Genomic DNA, 17,655 nt, shown 5'->3' on the forward strand with positions numbered 1-17,655 from the left:
ATTTTGATGACTCAGTACAGTAAAAAACCAGTATTAAAACTTATCAGTGTACAATGCCTGTTTCATGTCAAATTCATGTCAGTTGACGTTATTTTCATGTTAAATCCATGTCAAATTCATGGTAACTCGTATCTGTCCAAAATGGAACAATGTTAAATCCATGTCAAATTCATGTCAGTTGACGTTATTTTCATGTTAAATCCATGTCAAATTTATGTCAGTTTAAATTTTCTCGGTTTCGCACATTACGCCTAAAAATTTGTCCCAAAAATCACCCCCAAGTTTTAAAATTTAATTAGCCAAAAATCTTTCATTGAGTTTTTGAAACATATAAAACTACAAAAGTAGTATTACTGGGTTAATGCTGACCGCCAAAAACACCCAACCACAGCAAGCAGTAGATTACTTCATGGAGGATGCCGACCATGAACTAAATTCTCGCTGGTCTGGTAAGGCGGCTAAGAAACTAGGTTTATCAGGCCCCATTAACAATAAAGAAGTTTTCGCCAATATTGTTAATGGGCGATCGCCAGATGGAACTCAAGCATTATGTGCCAGGACACTAAACTCATCAGAACGCCGTGCAGCTACAGATTTTACCTTCTCCGCCCCCAAAAGCGTCAGCCTACAAGCTTTAGTAGGAGGAGATGAAAGGCTGATTGATGCTCACCGTTTAGCTGTCAGAAAAACCCTAAAACTCATTGAGGAACGCTACAGCCACACCAGGATAACTACAGATGCAGGGCGGAAAGTAGTTAAAACGGGCAATTTAATAGTGGCAGAATTTGACCATATTGAAAGTAGAGAACTAGACCCCCATTTACATACTCATGCTTTGGTTATCAATATGACTCAGCTTGAGGATGGGAAATGGCAGAGTCTATCGAATCAGGATATTTTCAGGAATAAGAAATTCCTGGGCATGGTTTACCAGCACAATCTAGCCCTTGAAGTCCAACGGCTGGGCTATGAAGTGGAACCTAGACGACACGGGCAATTTGAAATTAAGGGTTTCCGCGAACAGGATTTAGAAGAGTTCTCTAAACGCAGACAGCAGATATTGAAAGTTGTCCCCGAAAATTCAACATGGGCGCAACGAGAGGGGGCTTGGAATATCACCCGCAAAGCAAAACAGAAAGTTCCCCCAGAGGAATTAAAGGCTAAATGGCAAGAAGAAGCTGAGGCTTTAGATATTCAATTTGTAGATTTTCATTCCCCGCAACCTGAATTTCGTCCAGCCATCATCACCCAAGAACACCTAGATGCAGCGATCGCTCACTGCTCTGAGAGAGATGTAGCTTTTAGTCAAGAAGACTTAGAAAAATTTATCCTTGAGCAAGGACTAGCCACTGATATTAGCCAAATAGACGATTTAATTAAAGAAAATTCGGAATTACTTAGCCTATCTACCGAAAACCGAGACTTTACTACCCTTAAGGCGGTTCAGCGAGAAATAGCCACCATTAGATTGATGCAATCTGGACAAGATAAAGTGTCCTCGATTGCTCACCCAGAAATTGCCGAAGCTCATTTACAACAAACATCTTTAAACAGCGACCAGCGTAAAGCTGTTTTTGATGCAGCCACAACCTCTGACCAGTTTGTTGCTTGGCAAGGGGTAGCTGGTGCTGGAAAAACCTTTGCTCTTAAAGAATTTAAAGCTATCGCCGCCGCTTCAGGGTACACCATCAAGGGCTTTGCTCCTAGTTCGATGGCTGCTAATGTTTTGGGCAAAGAGCTTGATATACAAGCTGAGACTGTCGCCAGTTTGTTATCTTCCGAACCTCCAGAAGAAATTGAGCTTAATCAAATTTGGTTGGTGGATGAAGCTGGATTGCTCAGTGCCGAAGATGCACTTACGCTTTTACAAAGGGCTAAACTTGAACAGGCTAGGCTCTTGATGGTGGGCGACACAAAACAATTATCTAGTGTCAACGCCGGGAACCCATTCAAATCATTGCAACAGGCAGGAATCAAAACCAGTTACTTAAACCAATCAAATCGGCAACGTGCGCCGCAATTAAAATTAGCCGTTGATTTGGTGGCTTCCGGTGCTATTGAGGAGGGTTTTAAGCGCCTTGATGAAAATGGCTACATTAATATTGTTTCTTCAGATTCCAAGGTCGAGGCGATCGCCAATGACTATGTAGCCGCTACCCCTTCAGAAAGAAAGCGAACGCTTGTACTAGCAGGAACAAACTTTGAACGCTTGGCAATCACACAAGCCATTCGAGAAAAATTGAAAGCTGAAGGCACTTTAGGCACTGCTATCAGCATCACCCAACTCAAAGCCAAAGACCTAACTTCAGTACAAATGCGCTACACCCACAATTTTGAGGTGGGTGATACAGTGATGCCCACTCGCAGTTACAAACGCCGGGGGCTGGAGAAAGGCAAGCTCTATAAAGTGGTAGGCAAAGCCAAAGATAAACTAACCCTCGAATCTCCTGATGGGCAACACTTTCAAGTAGATACGGAATTTCGTAAGGCAGTTTATCAGCTACAGCATATCGAAATAGCTGAGGGCGATCGCCTACGCTGGACGAAAAACGACCGACAACTAGGGCGACGCAACGGACAAGAGTTTATAGTTAGGTCAATTTCTGGAAATACTGCTGAAATTCAATATTTAGACAGTAACCAAACTGAATCAATTAATTTATCCGATGCACAGCATTTAGACTATGCACTTGTCAGCACTACTTATAGTAGCCAAGGAAAAACGGCTGATAAGGTTCTAGTGTCGGCTGATACTACTATTGGGCAAGAAAGCTTTTATGTTGCTGTTAGTCGTGCTAAGTATGACTTAAAAATTTATACAGAAGACAAAGAAGAATTACTATCTTTGGCTCAGTCCAGCAAATCCAAAGAAAATGCACTATATTTACTACGTCAGAAGGAATTAGAAAAACAGCGATTAGAGCAGTTTGAGAATGGTGGAACTGTCGCTACGAAAACAAAAACCAGTTCTCCAAGTGATGCCAAGACATCATCAGAAAATTCCACTACTTTCAGCCCACCAATTCTTAAAAAATTACCTGAAATACCATTTTGGACTCCTACCAATACCGAGGAGCCACCGGAACGACTTGACCCTAAACATTGGCGGGAACTTGTAGAAGGAAGCGCAATTCATCCAGCGATCGCAACTCTTAATTTCAAATCTCTGCAACAGGGTTTCGAGTGGGAGCATGAAGCGTGGGAGTATCTAATGTATAGTGAAAATCTGCCACGCACAAACACAGGGCGACTCTCAACAGGCATGATTACCAAATATTCTCACATCGAGGATGGCGGCTGGTGGTGTGATGCTGGGGTTAACCCTAAATCTTTTACTAATTTACAGTCGGGGGACAAACCTGATAAGACATTATGGGGATGCTACAAACCCAACAATCCCAGAGAAAAACCCGACAAACCCGGTAAGTTCATTAAATATGAGCATCCACCCAAAACTGACTTAAGTATCTTCCTTCTTGATGTCCCCGATGAAATAGCGGATCGCATATATAAGAAGTATGGAGTAGAACCAAGCCAAAGCGATCGCGCTAGTGGTTTTTGGTACTGTGTTTGGAAACACAACATTCCAGTCACAATTACTGAGGGAGCTAAGAAAGCTGCTAGTCTTTTAACCCAAGGTCACGCTGCTATCGGCTTGCCTGGGATTTATGCTGGCTACCGCAGTAAAGATGAATTTGGCGAAAAGGTGAAGGCCAAGCTCATGGATGAATTAGCTGTTTTCGGCACTCCAGATAGAAAAATAACTTTCTGCTTTGATTATGAAACCAAGCCCGATACTAAGCGCAATATAGATATTGCTATCTCGCGTACCGGGGCGTTGCTACAAAAACAAGGGGCAAAGGTTAAAGTTGCAACCTTGCCAGGGACAGATAAAGGTGTTGATGACTTGATTGTTTCCCAGGGGGCGCTTGCTTATGAGAAGGTGAATTTTGAAGCCAAAACCCTACGAGAATGGCGCAATCAAACAAAGCAAGCCTTTCAGCAACCTTTACCCAAATCTCAAAAACCTGACCAGGAGCAAAACAATGACAACTACCAACAATCCCAGCAATCAGCCATCGGGGGAAATGGAACAGCTATTAGCGAATCACGAGAGGCTGATACTACGGATCGAGCAATTGGAATCGAAAATTCAGCATCTCGAAGAATCTCAATCAACGGCCTTGACCGAATTCTTGAATCAATTAGCAGATATATTGAACTCCAAGAAATCGAGCGGATTGCAGGAATTATTGGAGAAATTAACCGAGACATTATCAGAAGTGGGCTTCGAGGTGAAGGAGCAGCGCCAGCAAGCGACAGCGCTCAACAATTCAATACAACAATTCCTAGCAGCCCAGAAAGTAATGTCACTGTTGGAGAAAGAGAAAAACGACCCAAGCTAGACAATGAATCAGTCCATGACAAAGCGTTGAAAGCGATTTCAGAATACGTTGAGTTGTCACAGGTTGAAAGTCCCGAAATTGCCCAGGCTGTCGGGCAGGTCATAGAACAGTTGAAGCAACTCCCCCCCAGTCAGCAACCAGCCTATGACAAAGCGTTGAAAGCGATTTCAGAATACGTTGAGTTGTCACAGGTTGAAAGTCCCGAAATTGCCCAGGCTGTCGGGCAGGTCATAGAACAGTTGAAGCAACTCCCCCCCAGTCAGCAACCAGCCTATGACAAAGCGTTGAAAGCGATTTCAGAATACGTTGAGTTGTCACAGGTTGAAAGTCCCGAAATTGCCCAGGCTGTCGGGCAGGTCATAGAACAGTTGAAGCAACTCCCCCCCAGTCAGCAACCAGCCTATGACAAAGCGTTGAAAGCGATTTCAGAATACGTTGAGTTGTCACAGGTTGAAAGGCCCGAAATTGCCCAGGCTGTCGGGCAGGTCATAGAACAGTTGAAGCAACTCCCCAGCAGTCAGCAACTAGCCTATGACAAAGCGTTGAAAGCGATTTCAGAATACGTTGAGTTGTCACAAGTCGAGAGTTCAGAAATTGCCCAGGCTGCTGGTCAGGTCATAGAACAGTTGAAGCAACTCCCCAGCAGTAAAGAGTTGGATCAATTACCAGCGATCGCCTCTTTTATAGATTCCCTTTCAGACCAAGATTTACTTTATTTAGAACAAATTGTAAACGAATATCTCTCAGAAACTCAAATTCCTACACCAATTGACAAACAAAGTATTGAGCATCAAGTTAATAATTTAAAATCTCAGATTGACAGTCTATGGATGCAGCACGCTGAACAAGAAAAAACTATTAAATTCATGGAACGTTTACCACTACATGAATTAAGCAAAAAATACAATTCTCTTGTGAATCAACAATTAAATACTATTAATACTATTAATAAATTATTTATTCAGAAACAACAATTAGAAAACTCAATACAAGAATGGAAAACCCAGACTCAAAATTATGAAGCCTGGGCGCAGAAAAAGGAAACTATTGAAATGAACCTTTTCTCAGAAACTCTACAGTCTCCGCAGATTCAAAAACGATTAAATACCATAATGCAAGAACAGCAACAACAAGCCAATATAGAAACTACAATACATAATACCTTAAAACCATCTAAATCTATTAGATTAAGAAGATAACTATTTACCTAGAAATAATCTATTACCTGTGGGATTTATTTTTAAAAGAATATTATCATAATATTCAGTTAGCATAAATATAATAAAACTTGTTAGCCCAAATCCCAAAATACGTGACCAACCAATATTATTAGGTAGCACAAACAATTGGATCACCCCTACAATAAAAACAATCATTAAAAACCCAGCAATTAATTTACCAATCCTTATAATAATTGGTCGCATCCAAAGCATCAAATAAAATATAATATAAGTAAAAACTTTTTTAATACTCTTTTCGCTCATGTTAAAATCCTTTTAATATCTAAATTAGGAGTTTCGTTATAGTATATCTCCTTTTTAAGTTACTCAAATGCTTTGATACATCATTTCATTTTCATACATTAATTATTTCAATAGCAAAAGCTATTGATTTTATAAGTGTGACAATTCTTTTTATTTACTTTTGTTATACTACAATATCTTATAATCTTATATAATTAAACATCATGGTAATACATACACAATCAAAATTATTGATAAACTCTTAAACCCCCCCTTAAAATATATGATTTCTAGATTTTATTATACTTTGAGAAATATATCAATGTTTAAAAGCAATCCTGACTGGCTATATTTGAGCCAATGTGCATCAGTTGTTGTTTCATTTATAGGAATCATTTTAGGAACTACAACTAATCAATTTCTTATCATGGCACTACCACTAGCTATATCGCTTTTATTAACTACTATTAATCAGCGCCGACTGCAAATAAAAATGGCTGAACACGAATCAACTGTCAATAATCTCAAACAACAAATTGTATTAATGAATAGTAGAATAAATAAATACCAAACAAAAATAAACTATTTAGATAGAAATTAAAAATTTAAATATGAAATTAAAATCTGACTTTTCACCGCATTTGGAAAACGCTATTTTGAGATTTTCTCAAACCCTGATATTTACGTTACCATTTTCATTACTTTAAAGCTATCGACAATTAAGCTATGGAAAATTTACGTTGTTTTCCTGTTTGATAACTTCCCGTGAAAAGTCAGATTTTAATCAACTTTTTAGGACTTTTTTGATAATATTTATACTCCCAATAAAGTACGGAGTAGAACTCTTACTATCAGGAAGAGCCTTGCATTTGCAAAACCTCAAATACATATTATTATTTAGGTCTAGGTTAGCATCTTGATTTTCGTTCTTATTTTTCATTTTCTATTACCCACCCATATTTATCATAATAAAATGATACACCTTATTTTAAAAATTCTCAACTGTTTTACGCCTCTATTCATTTCTAATAAAGCATTAATCATTTCAGTTGCGAAATCTATTGACTTTTCTATTCAAATGTTGATTTTTGTTTATTTAATTTATATTATTTTTAAAATAACTGAATATTTTACTACTAATTCAGATAAAATTCTGCAAGAATACAATAGAGTTTTTATTATCTTGGTTATGATTCTTATATTAAGAATAACGTCAATTATAGGAGATTCTAATTTATTTTTATCTTGTATTAAATAGATAGATTATTTAAATGATAAAATATTAATTCTTTTTAATAAAGATGTATCAAATTGTTTTCTTAATTTCATAATTATTTTGTAATAGACATTAGTTTAATAAAGGAGAGAATTTATAACTCCCCTTTATTAAACAAAGTTATCTTCTAGCTGCCCTAGACATATTTTCTTTTTCCTCTGGCTTTAAGGATTCTGAAACTATCCCTTCAATTGAATCTAAAGATTCAATATCATCCTCGTTTGCCTCAGATGTAAGCTGATTATCCTGCATTACTGGGCGGCCATCTTTTGCAGTAATCGTAATACTATTCTCCTTCTGAGTAAAATTATACCCTTCACTTTGAAAGCTCATTGACCCGTCTGCATTCCGATCTCCATAAACTTTCAACATAGTGTCTACTGATTTTGCGATCGCTTTCGCCTTTGTCTCCTTTATTGCATTAGTAACTTTAGTTACATTTTCTTTGACCGTATTGTTGAGGTTAGAGCCTATGTCTGCAACAGCAGAAGTAAACTGTTTATTAACTGTACTTATTTCTTCATTTATTTTTCCAGTAACAGCACCTACTGCTTCTCCATGACGTTCAGCACCTTTTTTAATCTCATTATTTATTATCTCTTTAACCTCTTCAATCCCTGTTTTTACAACCTCTCCCTGAGTTTTTAGCTCATTCTTGATTGTACTTTTAAATTCTTCCATCTGAGATTGTACTTCAGATTTAAGAGATTCTATTTGTCTTTCAAGGTCTGCCTTAACCTTGTCTACTTTTGGAGTTAAAGCAGACTGAATCTGAGATTTTATCTCGTTTATTTTTGGGGTCAACGTAGATTTCACTTTTTCAGTGATTCCTTGCGCGGACTCCTTAATATTACTTTCTACCTTGTTCAGCCAATCTTTTAAGGAATTATTTTGTACCTTAATTCCTTTTGAATTACTAATTTTATTTAACCCTTGCTCTACTCTATTAATTGCCTCCTGCTGTGACTGAAGAGTATTTTTCAAACTGTTAATATCATTAGTCAGTTTCTCAGATAATTCTTTTAAATCATCTTGTGAAACTGAACTCATTTTTATACTGTCTATGAATTTTTCTTGCTCTTTGACTCTTTCTTTTAATGAGTCTATTTGCTTTTGTAAATCCTCAACAGTTACATTTTCATTCTCATTTTTTGGTTCTACAGTTGGTTCTACAGTTTCATTTGTTTGGGTACTTTGACTTTTAGTTTGTTTTTCGGCTTCATTAACTTGATTATTTAACCCCAGCTTGTCAGTTAAAACTTTACCGTCTCTTACATGATAAGCAACTTCCTTACCTATCATAATTCTTACTGAACCTTTGACTTGCTCCGGCTGGTTAATGGCCTTATTTAGCTTATCAACAAGGTCAGGTGACATTGAATTAGTTAGAACTTTTCCATCTTGAGATTTATATTTAAGGTCTTTCCCAATCAAAATTGATACATTTTTAGTATCAATTTCTTTGAATTTTCCCTTTTCTTGAATTTTTGAAAGGATATCATTCAATATTTCCAGGTAATCTGATTGCACCTGTGATTTTTCAGCTTTGACCTCATCCATGATTTATTTACTCCTGAACTTGTAATGCAGATTTAGTTAAAGCAGCAGGATTAACAATGACTTCTGGTAGTTTTACTCCACCAAGTCTATCAAGAATTACCTGCCCTTCAATTTCGATGTAAGCCCATTGGCTATCAATTTGAACCGATATAGATTTACTATTAGAATCTAAATCGATTAAGTTGTACTCTTGCAAAATGCCGTCTTTGACAAATACATGGGAGCTTTCTGCGTCCCCATAATAAATTTCTATCAACTCTGGTACGTAACCATTTTCAAAAGGCGGCTCATCACAAAATTCTGCTGCATTTAAAATATCTGTTCGATACTTTCCAGCAAGAGCTACAATATCTAATGGCAACTTGCTCAATAATCCTAGTTCATATTCATTAAAATTGTTGGTAGAATTATTCATTTTTTTGCTCCTATTTTTTTCAATTTATCCTTAACTGCATCTTTTTTTTCTGGATTTAAAGGCAATATTCTTTCTGCCTCTAATAGTCTATCCCTTAACTCCTTTTCTGTTGGCTGTTTTAAAACTGAATTTTGAATTAAACGTTGTTGTAATTTGTACCATTCAGCAACACTTTTTGCTTCCAAATCAATATCAGCTTTTGGAATATTGATTTTCTCTAACAGTGGCAGCGAAATTTCCTTTCGGTTGGCGAATCCCGGACTAATAATTACAGCCCTACCTTCCCCTAAAGTATTAAACTGATTTGGCTCAAATAAATCCCTTGTACTGTTCTGTTCCGATATTGATGTACTTGATCCTCCTTTCCCCCCACTACTGCGCGATCGCTCTCTATGGCCAATTTGCTCTTTACCTAAAAATTCGCTAAATCGCTTGGCCGCAGTATCATCTTGTGGATTGAAGAAAAATTTAGTAGCACAGCCGCCGAATATGGCACTTGTAATTTCTGGAGAGTAAGCTTTTTCAAGCTGTGACAAATTTTGCAGTCCCAATATACAAACAAGTCCGTCCTCTCTGTTCTGGTTCAACCAGTCAACGATTGCTGGCAAGTATATTGTCGGAACTTCGTCCAATGACAAAAGTAAGGGATCTGTTCTTTTACCAGCAATATTTCTACTTACGAGAAGGTGAAGTATTGAAACTAGCAAAGGCCCAATAACATCACGCTTCTCTTTGTTCATCCCAAAAACCACCATCTTTCTACCCTTTAAATCTAAGGGTATGTTTGTTTTGCCGTAAAACGCTGATAGTGATGATGGAGTCATAAATCTGCTGAACGTGCCGCTTGTAGTACCCACGATACTAGCTGCCGTTTCAGGACTGCCAGCCACCGATAAAAATTGGCTAAATGCAACTTTAACCCAATAATTTAAATCTGCCCTTTGAATCCTCTCTATAAGATTAGGTAGGCCCAGAATCGTACTGCACATCATGATATCGGGATACCTAGTAAGTTTTGCTAATTGGAAAATAGCCTGTGCCAGTTGATCACCTGCATTAGCAAAAAAGCTGCTATCTGAAGAATCGCCACCGGACAATTTAAAATTACGGTTCAGAACGATTGATAGCTGCCTTGCCATTTCTGCGTCACTCTCATCTTTGATAAAGTCAAGAGGGTTTGCAATGCAAGATTCTTCAAATCCAGGAGCCAATACCGTTACTTCGTAGCCGTGCATTGCTGCATATCCGGCTAACTTAGCTGCTTGTCCCTTGGCTGGAGAATTTTCTGATTCCTGATGCGCGTATTTGAAATCATAGAGAATAATTGGTTTTCCCTGCTCTATGCCAGATCGCACCAAAGGATTATTTACTGAAAAGGTCTTTCCAGAGCCAGGCCCGCCGCTAATAAAAATACCTCTTTGCGCGTCTGGTAAGTATAGTCTGGTTTTATCTTCTGGCAGGTTTGTAATTCTTCTATTGCCCACTACTTCAAAGGTAGCGCCTTTAGGAGTTCCTATGTACAGAGCTACCCTATTATGTCTGCGTTCCTTAATTTGCTTACAAGCAATTTTCCGGGCTACATTTCTCTCTCTAGCTCCTGCCCATCTTGCTCTTGCCAGTTTGTTGTTTTTTCCTCTTCCGTCTACTACCTTAGCTATTATTAATACTGCAATACTTGCAATCAACCCGAAACCCATTGGTGAAAATAGAGTATCCTGAAATTCCTTTGGTAGCAGTTGGTCAACATTTGAAGTCTGAGATTTTGAAGACTGAGATACAGAAGCATCAGTTGATATGTCAACTAATTTGTTATTATTAACATTTCTTCTTGTCTCTTGTTTCATAAAATTTGACTTCTAAAATTATTTAATATCTACTTATAAATCCTAAATCAGCTATTTTCTTCAATTGCCTCCAAGAATAACTAAATTATTCTCTTTAACTGGAATCCAAGGGACAGGCCCAATAAAGTACGGAGTACAAGACCTTCCACCCCAGAAAAATCTAATACAAACTCTAAAAAATATACCAAAATTAGCCGTACCTGTAGCCTCATTTACCCCTGTCAGCACAACTTTAAAAGCTGGGCCATAAACAAGCCTTCCCGTGGGTTCTTTCCCTCCGTTTACAGCCTGCAATATTCCAAACCCACCATCTACTTGCTGTGAAGAACCAGAAGCCCACCTTTTACCGTAAAGTCCCTGAGAACCAGCTACATCTCCTAATTCTAAATAAGAACATTCTTTACCTACTTCACAAGGAACTATTACTGTTTCATTTGAACGATTTATTTTTCCAGAAACAAAATAATTATCCCTAGCTCTAGAATCTCCACGCTCCGATTCACCTAAAACTACAGATGCTATCCCCACAACATTTAAGCCTGAATCAATTGGTATTGGCATTTTATCAAAGGGAACTTTGTTTAATCCAGGTATTTCTTTAATCAAAGTCTGCTGCCAATTTTGAAACCTGCCGATTTGCGTTTCTCCCAATCTAGGAATTGAATTTATTGAATATTTTGATAAGTCTAAATCTCCCAAAGACAGATTACTAGCTTCATTATAAGAAGATAGCACTTGTCCTAATGTGCCACCCGCATTTATTCCGTTTCTTTGTAATAAATCTTGTACTGGTTTTATTCTACTAATATTAACATTTCTTAAGTTAGGGACAGCCCTACTTAAAGAACCTAAATCTTGCCACTTCATTAACCCAAATTTGTCTAATGTTAATTCCTTAGTAGAAATGTTAGTTATTGCAGATATCCTATTCAAAGTAAATTTGCTTTGCTCAAATGCTTCGTCTACGTCTCCTAGCATGATAATAGAATCTATAGTTTGCCCAGCATTCCAAGAGCGTGAGGGGTTGTATCCTAATTGTCTTACAATATCTGAGGATACATTAATAAATCCACCTTCTTGGACAGCATCTAAATTAGACCAAGATATTCTCGACCAATCAGGTGATTTTAATTGAAATTTTCCAGAATTGTATGTAACTGTTGGAACTTCTGCTAATGATAATCCTGGGCATAAGGATATAGCAGCAGTCAAAAAAGCTGATAAAATTATTTTTTTCAGAAGCATCAGTTTTGCCCCCATTCAACTAATTTATTAAAAAGCTCTTGGCTAATTCCTGATAGCCTTACAGCATCAGTCCTATTTTTTCCCCTTCTAAGCAAGCGGATAGCATCTTGTGCTTTATTCCATTCTTTCGATTGCGGCTTTATTATCCCCCTGTTGAGTGCCACACCTAGCCCATAAGCAACCGCATTAGCATCATTTCTTTTTAATACAGTTCCTACTTGTAAACTGCTGGATTGTATAGTATTTTTCTTAGTTTCAACCTGCAAATTATTTTCTTTGGGTAATTCATTGTTACTTGAATTACTCTGAGAATTTGTTGAATTATTCAGTTTTTCTGGTTCCGAAGTAGGTTGAGGATTTTCATTATTACTAGGTTTTTCCTGTGTCCTAACCTGTGCCAATTTAGGAACATTTCTAATAGGACTATCAACTAAAATTGTTCTAGGTTTAGAATCAGAAGGATGAATGATTAATGATGTATACTGCGGATTTCCTGTAGCCGGAGTTAGTTTGAATTGATAATGTTTTTGTCCTTGTCCCTCTCCACTAGACGTTAGTATAGTAATGACAGTGCTACCATCCTTGCTGTTAGTCAGCGAAGGGAAACTTATTGGCTTTATTTGCCTGATAAAAAGTACAGTAGCTCCCCCAACTCCACAGGTTTCTTGATTGTTAGAACCTTGCTGGCATAAACTGCCATTGGAGCTTAGAGCGAATCTAGAAGGGTCGCCAAGCCAAACTTGCTTAATAGTTTCCCCTACCGGAATAAAACTTATAGTTAGTCCGTAACCTTGCCAAACTTTTAAGTCTATTCCTCTACCTGTTGTTGCTTGTGCATCTTGAGAAGATACATTTCTGGCTGCTGGCAATGCAAGTGTATCATTTGCATCGAGTATAATTACCGCACTTAGTAAAGCTCCTAAAATCTTCATATCATAGTAGTCTTATTTACAAAAATTTGTACTTCTGTGTTTGCATCAAGAACAAATACTTGCTGTTGCTGCTGTACGTTTTGAATTTGTCTTTCATTTGAATTTTTCATTCTGCTCAAAATTTCATTTATACTTCCTTCAGTGAACCCAGCCAAGACGTTTCTGTTTTCGTTGCTGGTACTTGTTACTGTTGTTCCGTTGCTAACTGTGATTTGAGAATTACTACGATTTTGAATTTCAGATGCCCTTGATAATCCAGATAGTAGTGATGCCATTAAAGAATTTCCTAATCCACTACCACCTCTGCGTGATTGGGCTTTTAATAAAGTACCGTTTCTACCCAACACCAAAATCGAATTTGGTGTTATCGGTTTTTCCTGAGTCTTACCCTCAAGATTAATAACCAAAGCTGCCACTGCCGTCATCTGCACAACTTCTGAATTATTTGGGCTAAAATTGGCAACAATGTAAGAACCCTTCGGCAAAACTTCTTGCCCGTCAAATCCTTTCAGGGGTTGTGACAACCTAATTAAAGATGTCTGCGGTTGTCCTTGTCCTTGAACACTCCCTACCCATGCTATTGGGGTTTCTAGTACACCAGATGCACGAGTGCCTACAAGAACCCTTTTACCTTCATAGTTTGGTGTTGTCGTTTGATTAACATTCTTAAAATTTCCTGTCCCACCTTCCACTTGAGCATTTTTTAAATTGGATTGCTCATAATCACTTACAGCGCCATCTCCAGCAGAGTAATTCCCCACATTTCCGGCCGCTAGCCATTCCTGCATAGGGTCTTTTTGATTTGCCCTATTGAAAGGTAAAGATTGAGGAGAAAAAGTTGTACGTTCTGCTCTAGGAACAAATGTCTGTCTTTGAATTTGAGGCTGACGTTGAATTTGAGGCTGACGCTGAGGTATAGGTTGAGGATTATAGTTGTTTGTTGTAGTCCTTGGTGATGTCGGCTGATAAGTACGTGATGGTGGTTCTCTCCTCACCGTAATAGGGCGGCTTGTAGTAGGAGTAGCTGTAGGTATAGCCTGTGTTTGGGCCGGAGAAGGTGAAACTGATGGTGTAGGGCTGCTGCTACTCTTCCTGTTTGCGATCGCTGCCAATTCCCCCTTCTGAGATGTAATTGCGATCGCTGTTTTAAGTTCCCCTTTATCATCTTCTTCCTTTAAATTAGTTTCCTCCTTACTTTTATCAGCAACAGGTTGTTGAGTCGGATTAGATATAGATGATGAAAGACCACCAATCATTGACCCAAATACTATAACTAATATCAATACCCCACCTGATACTGTCATTCCTTTTAACAAGGGATGCCCTGCCACCGGACGAGTTGTTACAACTTCTTCTACTTGTATTTCCTCTTGGGGTGAAGGTGAAATATTAATATCAGTATTTGAATCCACTTTTAATTCATTTATTTCCAGCCCATTCATTTGAGCAAATTCACTACTTCGCCCTTCATTTTTTTGCTCTTTATCTTTATTAACTAAAGTATTTGACATAATTACCTTCCTAAATCCAAATCTTGAATTTTATAAATCTCCATTCCTGCTTTTCTAGCATTATATGCAGCTATAAGCTGCCTAGAAGGATTATTTGGTAGAGGAGGAGTATCTACCGCCCTAATATAAATATCTTTATTAAATGAGATACCTTTACCAGACTCGTCTTTCTTTTGAAAAAAAACTATTGTAGATACGAGTTTAATTCTCCAATTACCTTCAGAAATCTTTTCTGGTTCAGAGATGTGTCTAACTAACAAAGCCGACTGGGTATCTCCCCTGAAAACATCAGTAGGAGTTAAGCTAGCTATTTCTCTTAAAAAGCTGGCTCGGAAATCTTCTGATAACGCAAATCCAGCTTCCCAGGCATTAGTAGTTAACTTTTTATCGCCAGTACCAACGGGGACACCATTATCTAGTTTTATCTTTCTTGGATCGGTTTCTTCTGATACCTTGGGAACGGCATTCCAACTCATTAAATTCATCATTGTTCTACCCACAAAATTCATAATTGCGGCATTAGAACGCTCTTTTTCTCCAATTGGAATTGCTCTGATAGAAGTACCATCTTGTAATTCAACTAGAGTTGGTTTTGTACTAGAAATTTTACCTAATCTACCTGAATTAGCTAGGCTTATAAAAAATATTAGTATCAGTATTATTGTCTGCCCTATTGATAGAAGTGGGGTAAGGTTTATTTCTTTCTTGTCTAGTACCCTCATCCAAATATCCTCCCAGCAACTAATCTAGCACTACTAGAAAAAACAGAGAACACCGACATTCCCCCTCCAGCCCCCATAGCTACTGCTAAAATTGGCGATAAGATTGCCTGCACCAATTGCAAAAATAACGGATTGCTATTGCTAGAATTTACGATTGAGCTTGCAGCTATGCCACACAAAATTGAGTAGCATATCAGCACTAAAGTGAGCGCTACCCACCCAGCTATCCATGCGTAAATCGGCTTAGATCCAAATGGAAAAAGCGAAAGAGCTAAAAATATAGGTGCAGTATAAGCATTTAATAAAAAAGCCACTTGCACCACATACTGAAAAGCTGCTTGCAAACCACTAAAGATAATCCATGAAAGAGCTTGGACGGCTGAATTAATAGCTTGTCCAGCTATTTCTACAGGATTCCAGCTATTTGAATAAGAGGATAGCCCATTCTTTTGTTTGTATTCTTGAGCAGCTTGCTTGGCCTGATTAATTTTTTCTTCTCTACATCTCTCTCTAGGATTGATTTGATCTCCCTGGTCGTTTACTCCGCTTTCCGGTTCGGACTCGCATTGTTGTAGCTGATTTTGCACGGCTATTGAGAATGCTTGATCCATATTTGTAGTTCTAATGGCATCCCTCAAAGTAACGCCATTCCGCGTTATGCTCAATACCCTGTCATTAAGATTAACTGCTATATTTCTAAATGCTAGTGAAGTATTTGCAAGTAATTCTCCATTATTAATTGTTAGCATCAGGCACACTATTAATGGGTAAACTATTTCATTAATTATTTCATGATTCAATCCCTCTTCAGATAATTTTGATGCCCATCCTACAGACCAAAAAGCTACTAAAACTACTGCAACTAATGCTGAAACAGATACTACTGCTTTATAAGCTTCACTTTGTCCAGTAGCTAAATCTTGCCAATCTTGATTAAACGAGGAAACTACCAACCTTGAACCGTTAATAGCTCCCTCTACAATATCTTCTGCATTAGTATCGCCTGTGACTGTCAATAAGGAATAAAAATTAATCATGGCCTTTTTTCCCAAAAAGCATCAGCAAAAGCAGCAGTATTGAGGATTTGAACCGCACTACTATTACTTTGTGCTTGTTCTCTTCTGGACTGCTCATCTAGTCGAGAGGACATATCACTTAAGTTAATTCCTGCTGCTGCCATAAGTCTGGTTTGTTTTTGCTCTTCACTTTGCAATAACTTTTGTAATGATACAGACTGAACATTTTGAACTGCCATTTTTTTCAAAATGTCCTGTGTTATAACATCATTTTGTGCTTCATCTGACAAATCAGATGAGGTTTGGACAGCATCATTTCCAACTTCAATTTCTCTTGCTTGTGTCTTTTGTCCGTCACCACCTAAAACCGACTGAGATAGGCTATATGTATAAGATTGATTCCAACTCCTCTGTGCATCTCTCCCTTGTGCTTGGGAGCTAGTTTGCACTAAATCTACTTCCCTCCCTTCAACTATTCCCCTGATTTTTTTGCCTGATTCTAAAGGATCAGGTATCCCTAAATCTCCAACGGTTGAGTCAATTGCGGCTTTAATATCTGAATTTAGTCCTTCCCACTGTTTGCTAAATTCTTCTTTATATTCGTTCATGTATCCCTGGAGGCTAGTTACAATTTGCTGAACTTGCTCCAAAAAAGAAAGTTGTGCATTAGCTCGTAAATTAAAAAATATGCTGAATCCTACAGCAAAACTAAAAACTGCTAAACGGAGATAAATAGGGGGTAATATCCAACTTCTGGTTGATTTCATACAAGTAAGTAGTAGGTACTAAAAAAGGAATTGGAGAACAAACTGAAATTACTTCTATCTTGTCTCCTAAAAATTTATTTCCAGATACCAACAATGGCTGAGGAGGGTATTTCTCAGGCATTCTTGATAAAGTTTCAAAAAGCTTACCTTCATACCTGGGATTATCAGGTATTAAATTTATTGGTCTATCATATATTAATACATATTCTTTCCCCACTTTAAAATTATCTTCTCTAGGTTTATTAAGTTTAATATCAACGGTATCTAGTGACTTTGCAGCATAATAGGCTGCTTTTAAAAATCTATCTCCTTGAACATATTTATTAGCACTGTCTAACCTTTGTTGACACTGCTTTTCTCTTTCAGCAATTTCTTTCTCATTTCGTTCTTTATTCCACTTCCAAACTTCAAATGAGAATCCACTTACTAAAACTCCTAAAATAGCTAGTAAAACTTTGTAATGTGCAAACCCAGTTGCAATTTCTAGTTTTTTCATAG

General features: G+C 37.7%; 13 protein-coding genes. 2 read left to right on the forward strand and 11 right to left on the reverse strand.

The window, feature by feature from the left end; translation table 11 throughout:
• Positions 1-361 precede the first annotated feature (361 nt).
• Positions 362-5,605, forward strand: a complete 5,244-nt coding sequence (gene mobF, locus H6G83_RS25370) for a MobF family relaxase (protein WP_190477129.1) — start codon at positions 362-364, stop codon at positions 5,603-5,605.
• Here mobF and H6G83_RS25375 read toward each other — a convergent pair whose 3' ends face one another.
• Complete coding sequence (locus H6G83_RS25375; protein ID WP_190477131.1) at positions 5,606-5,890, reverse strand: hypothetical protein; 285 nt, start codon at positions 5,888-5,890, stop codon at positions 5,606-5,608.
• A gap of 301 nt (positions 5,891-6,191) precedes the next feature.
• Between H6G83_RS25375 and H6G83_RS35005 the strand changes: the two genes are divergently transcribed.
• Positions 6,192-6,470, forward strand: a complete 279-nt coding sequence (locus H6G83_RS35005; RefSeq protein WP_206759003.1) for a hypothetical protein — start codon at positions 6,192-6,194, stop codon at positions 6,468-6,470.
• Between the two features lie 795 nt (positions 6,471-7,265).
• On the opposite strand, the gene H6G83_RS25385 is transcribed toward H6G83_RS35005, so the two are convergent.
• From H6G83_RS25385 to H6G83_RS25430, 10 genes are all read right to left on the reverse strand, one after another.
• Complete coding sequence (locus H6G83_RS25385; protein ID WP_242044800.1) at positions 7,266-8,705, reverse strand: GumC domain-containing protein; 1,440 nt, start codon at positions 8,703-8,705, stop codon at positions 7,266-7,268.
• Positions 8,706-8,712: 7 nt separating this feature from the next.
• Complete coding sequence (locus H6G83_RS25390) at positions 8,713-9,120, reverse strand: hypothetical protein (RefSeq protein ID WP_190477135.1); 408 nt, start codon at positions 9,118-9,120, stop codon at positions 8,713-8,715.
• The gene (locus tag H6G83_RS25395) at positions 9,117-10,964 is read right to left on the reverse strand and encodes a type IV secretory system conjugative DNA transfer family protein (RefSeq protein ID WP_190477137.1); all 1,848 of its coding nucleotides are present in this window, start codon (positions 10,962-10,964) and stop codon (positions 9,117-9,119) included. The genes H6G83_RS25390 and H6G83_RS25395 overlap by 4 nt, the downstream gene beginning before the upstream one ends.
• 60 nt (positions 10,965-11,024) lie before the next feature.
• A complete protein-coding gene (locus tag H6G83_RS25400) occupies positions 11,025-12,209 on the reverse strand; it encodes a hypothetical protein (RefSeq protein ID WP_242044802.1) in 1,185 nt (394 codons plus the stop codon).
• Positions 12,209-13,141, reverse strand: a complete 933-nt coding sequence (locus H6G83_RS25405) for a hypothetical protein (RefSeq protein ID WP_190477141.1) — start codon at positions 13,139-13,141, stop codon at positions 12,209-12,211. The genes H6G83_RS25400 and H6G83_RS25405 overlap by 1 nt, the downstream gene beginning before the upstream one ends.
• Complete coding sequence (locus H6G83_RS25410; protein WP_190477143.1) at positions 13,138-14,652, reverse strand: TrbI/VirB10 family protein; 1,515 nt, start codon at positions 14,650-14,652, stop codon at positions 13,138-13,140. Before H6G83_RS25410 ends, H6G83_RS25405 begins: the two co-directional genes overlap by 4 nt.
• A gap of 2 nt (positions 14,653-14,654) precedes the next feature.
• On the reverse strand, positions 14,655-15,374 hold the full coding sequence (locus tag H6G83_RS25415; protein ID WP_190477145.1) for a hypothetical protein: 720 nt from the start codon (positions 15,372-15,374) through the stop codon (positions 14,655-14,657).
• Entirely contained in the window at positions 15,371-16,411 is a 1,041-nt protein-coding gene (locus H6G83_RS25420) for a type IV secretion system protein (protein WP_190477147.1), read from the reverse strand. Before H6G83_RS25420 ends, H6G83_RS25415 begins: the two co-directional genes overlap by 4 nt.
• Entirely contained in the window at positions 16,408-16,998 is a 591-nt protein-coding gene (locus H6G83_RS35530) for a hypothetical protein (RefSeq protein WP_242044803.1), read from the reverse strand. The genes H6G83_RS25420 and H6G83_RS35530 overlap by 4 nt, the downstream gene beginning before the upstream one ends.
• Before the next feature lie 100 nt (positions 16,999-17,098).
• Positions 17,099-17,653, reverse strand: a complete 555-nt coding sequence (locus H6G83_RS25430) for a hypothetical protein (protein WP_190477150.1) — start codon at positions 17,651-17,653, stop codon at positions 17,099-17,101.
• Positions 17,654-17,655: the final 2 nt, after the last annotated feature.

It is taken from the genome of Anabaena azotica FACHB-119, from assembly GCF_014697625.1.
GTDB classification, from domain to species: Bacteria; Cyanobacteriota; Cyanobacteriia; order Cyanobacteriales; family Nostocaceae; genus Trichormus; species Trichormus azoticus_A.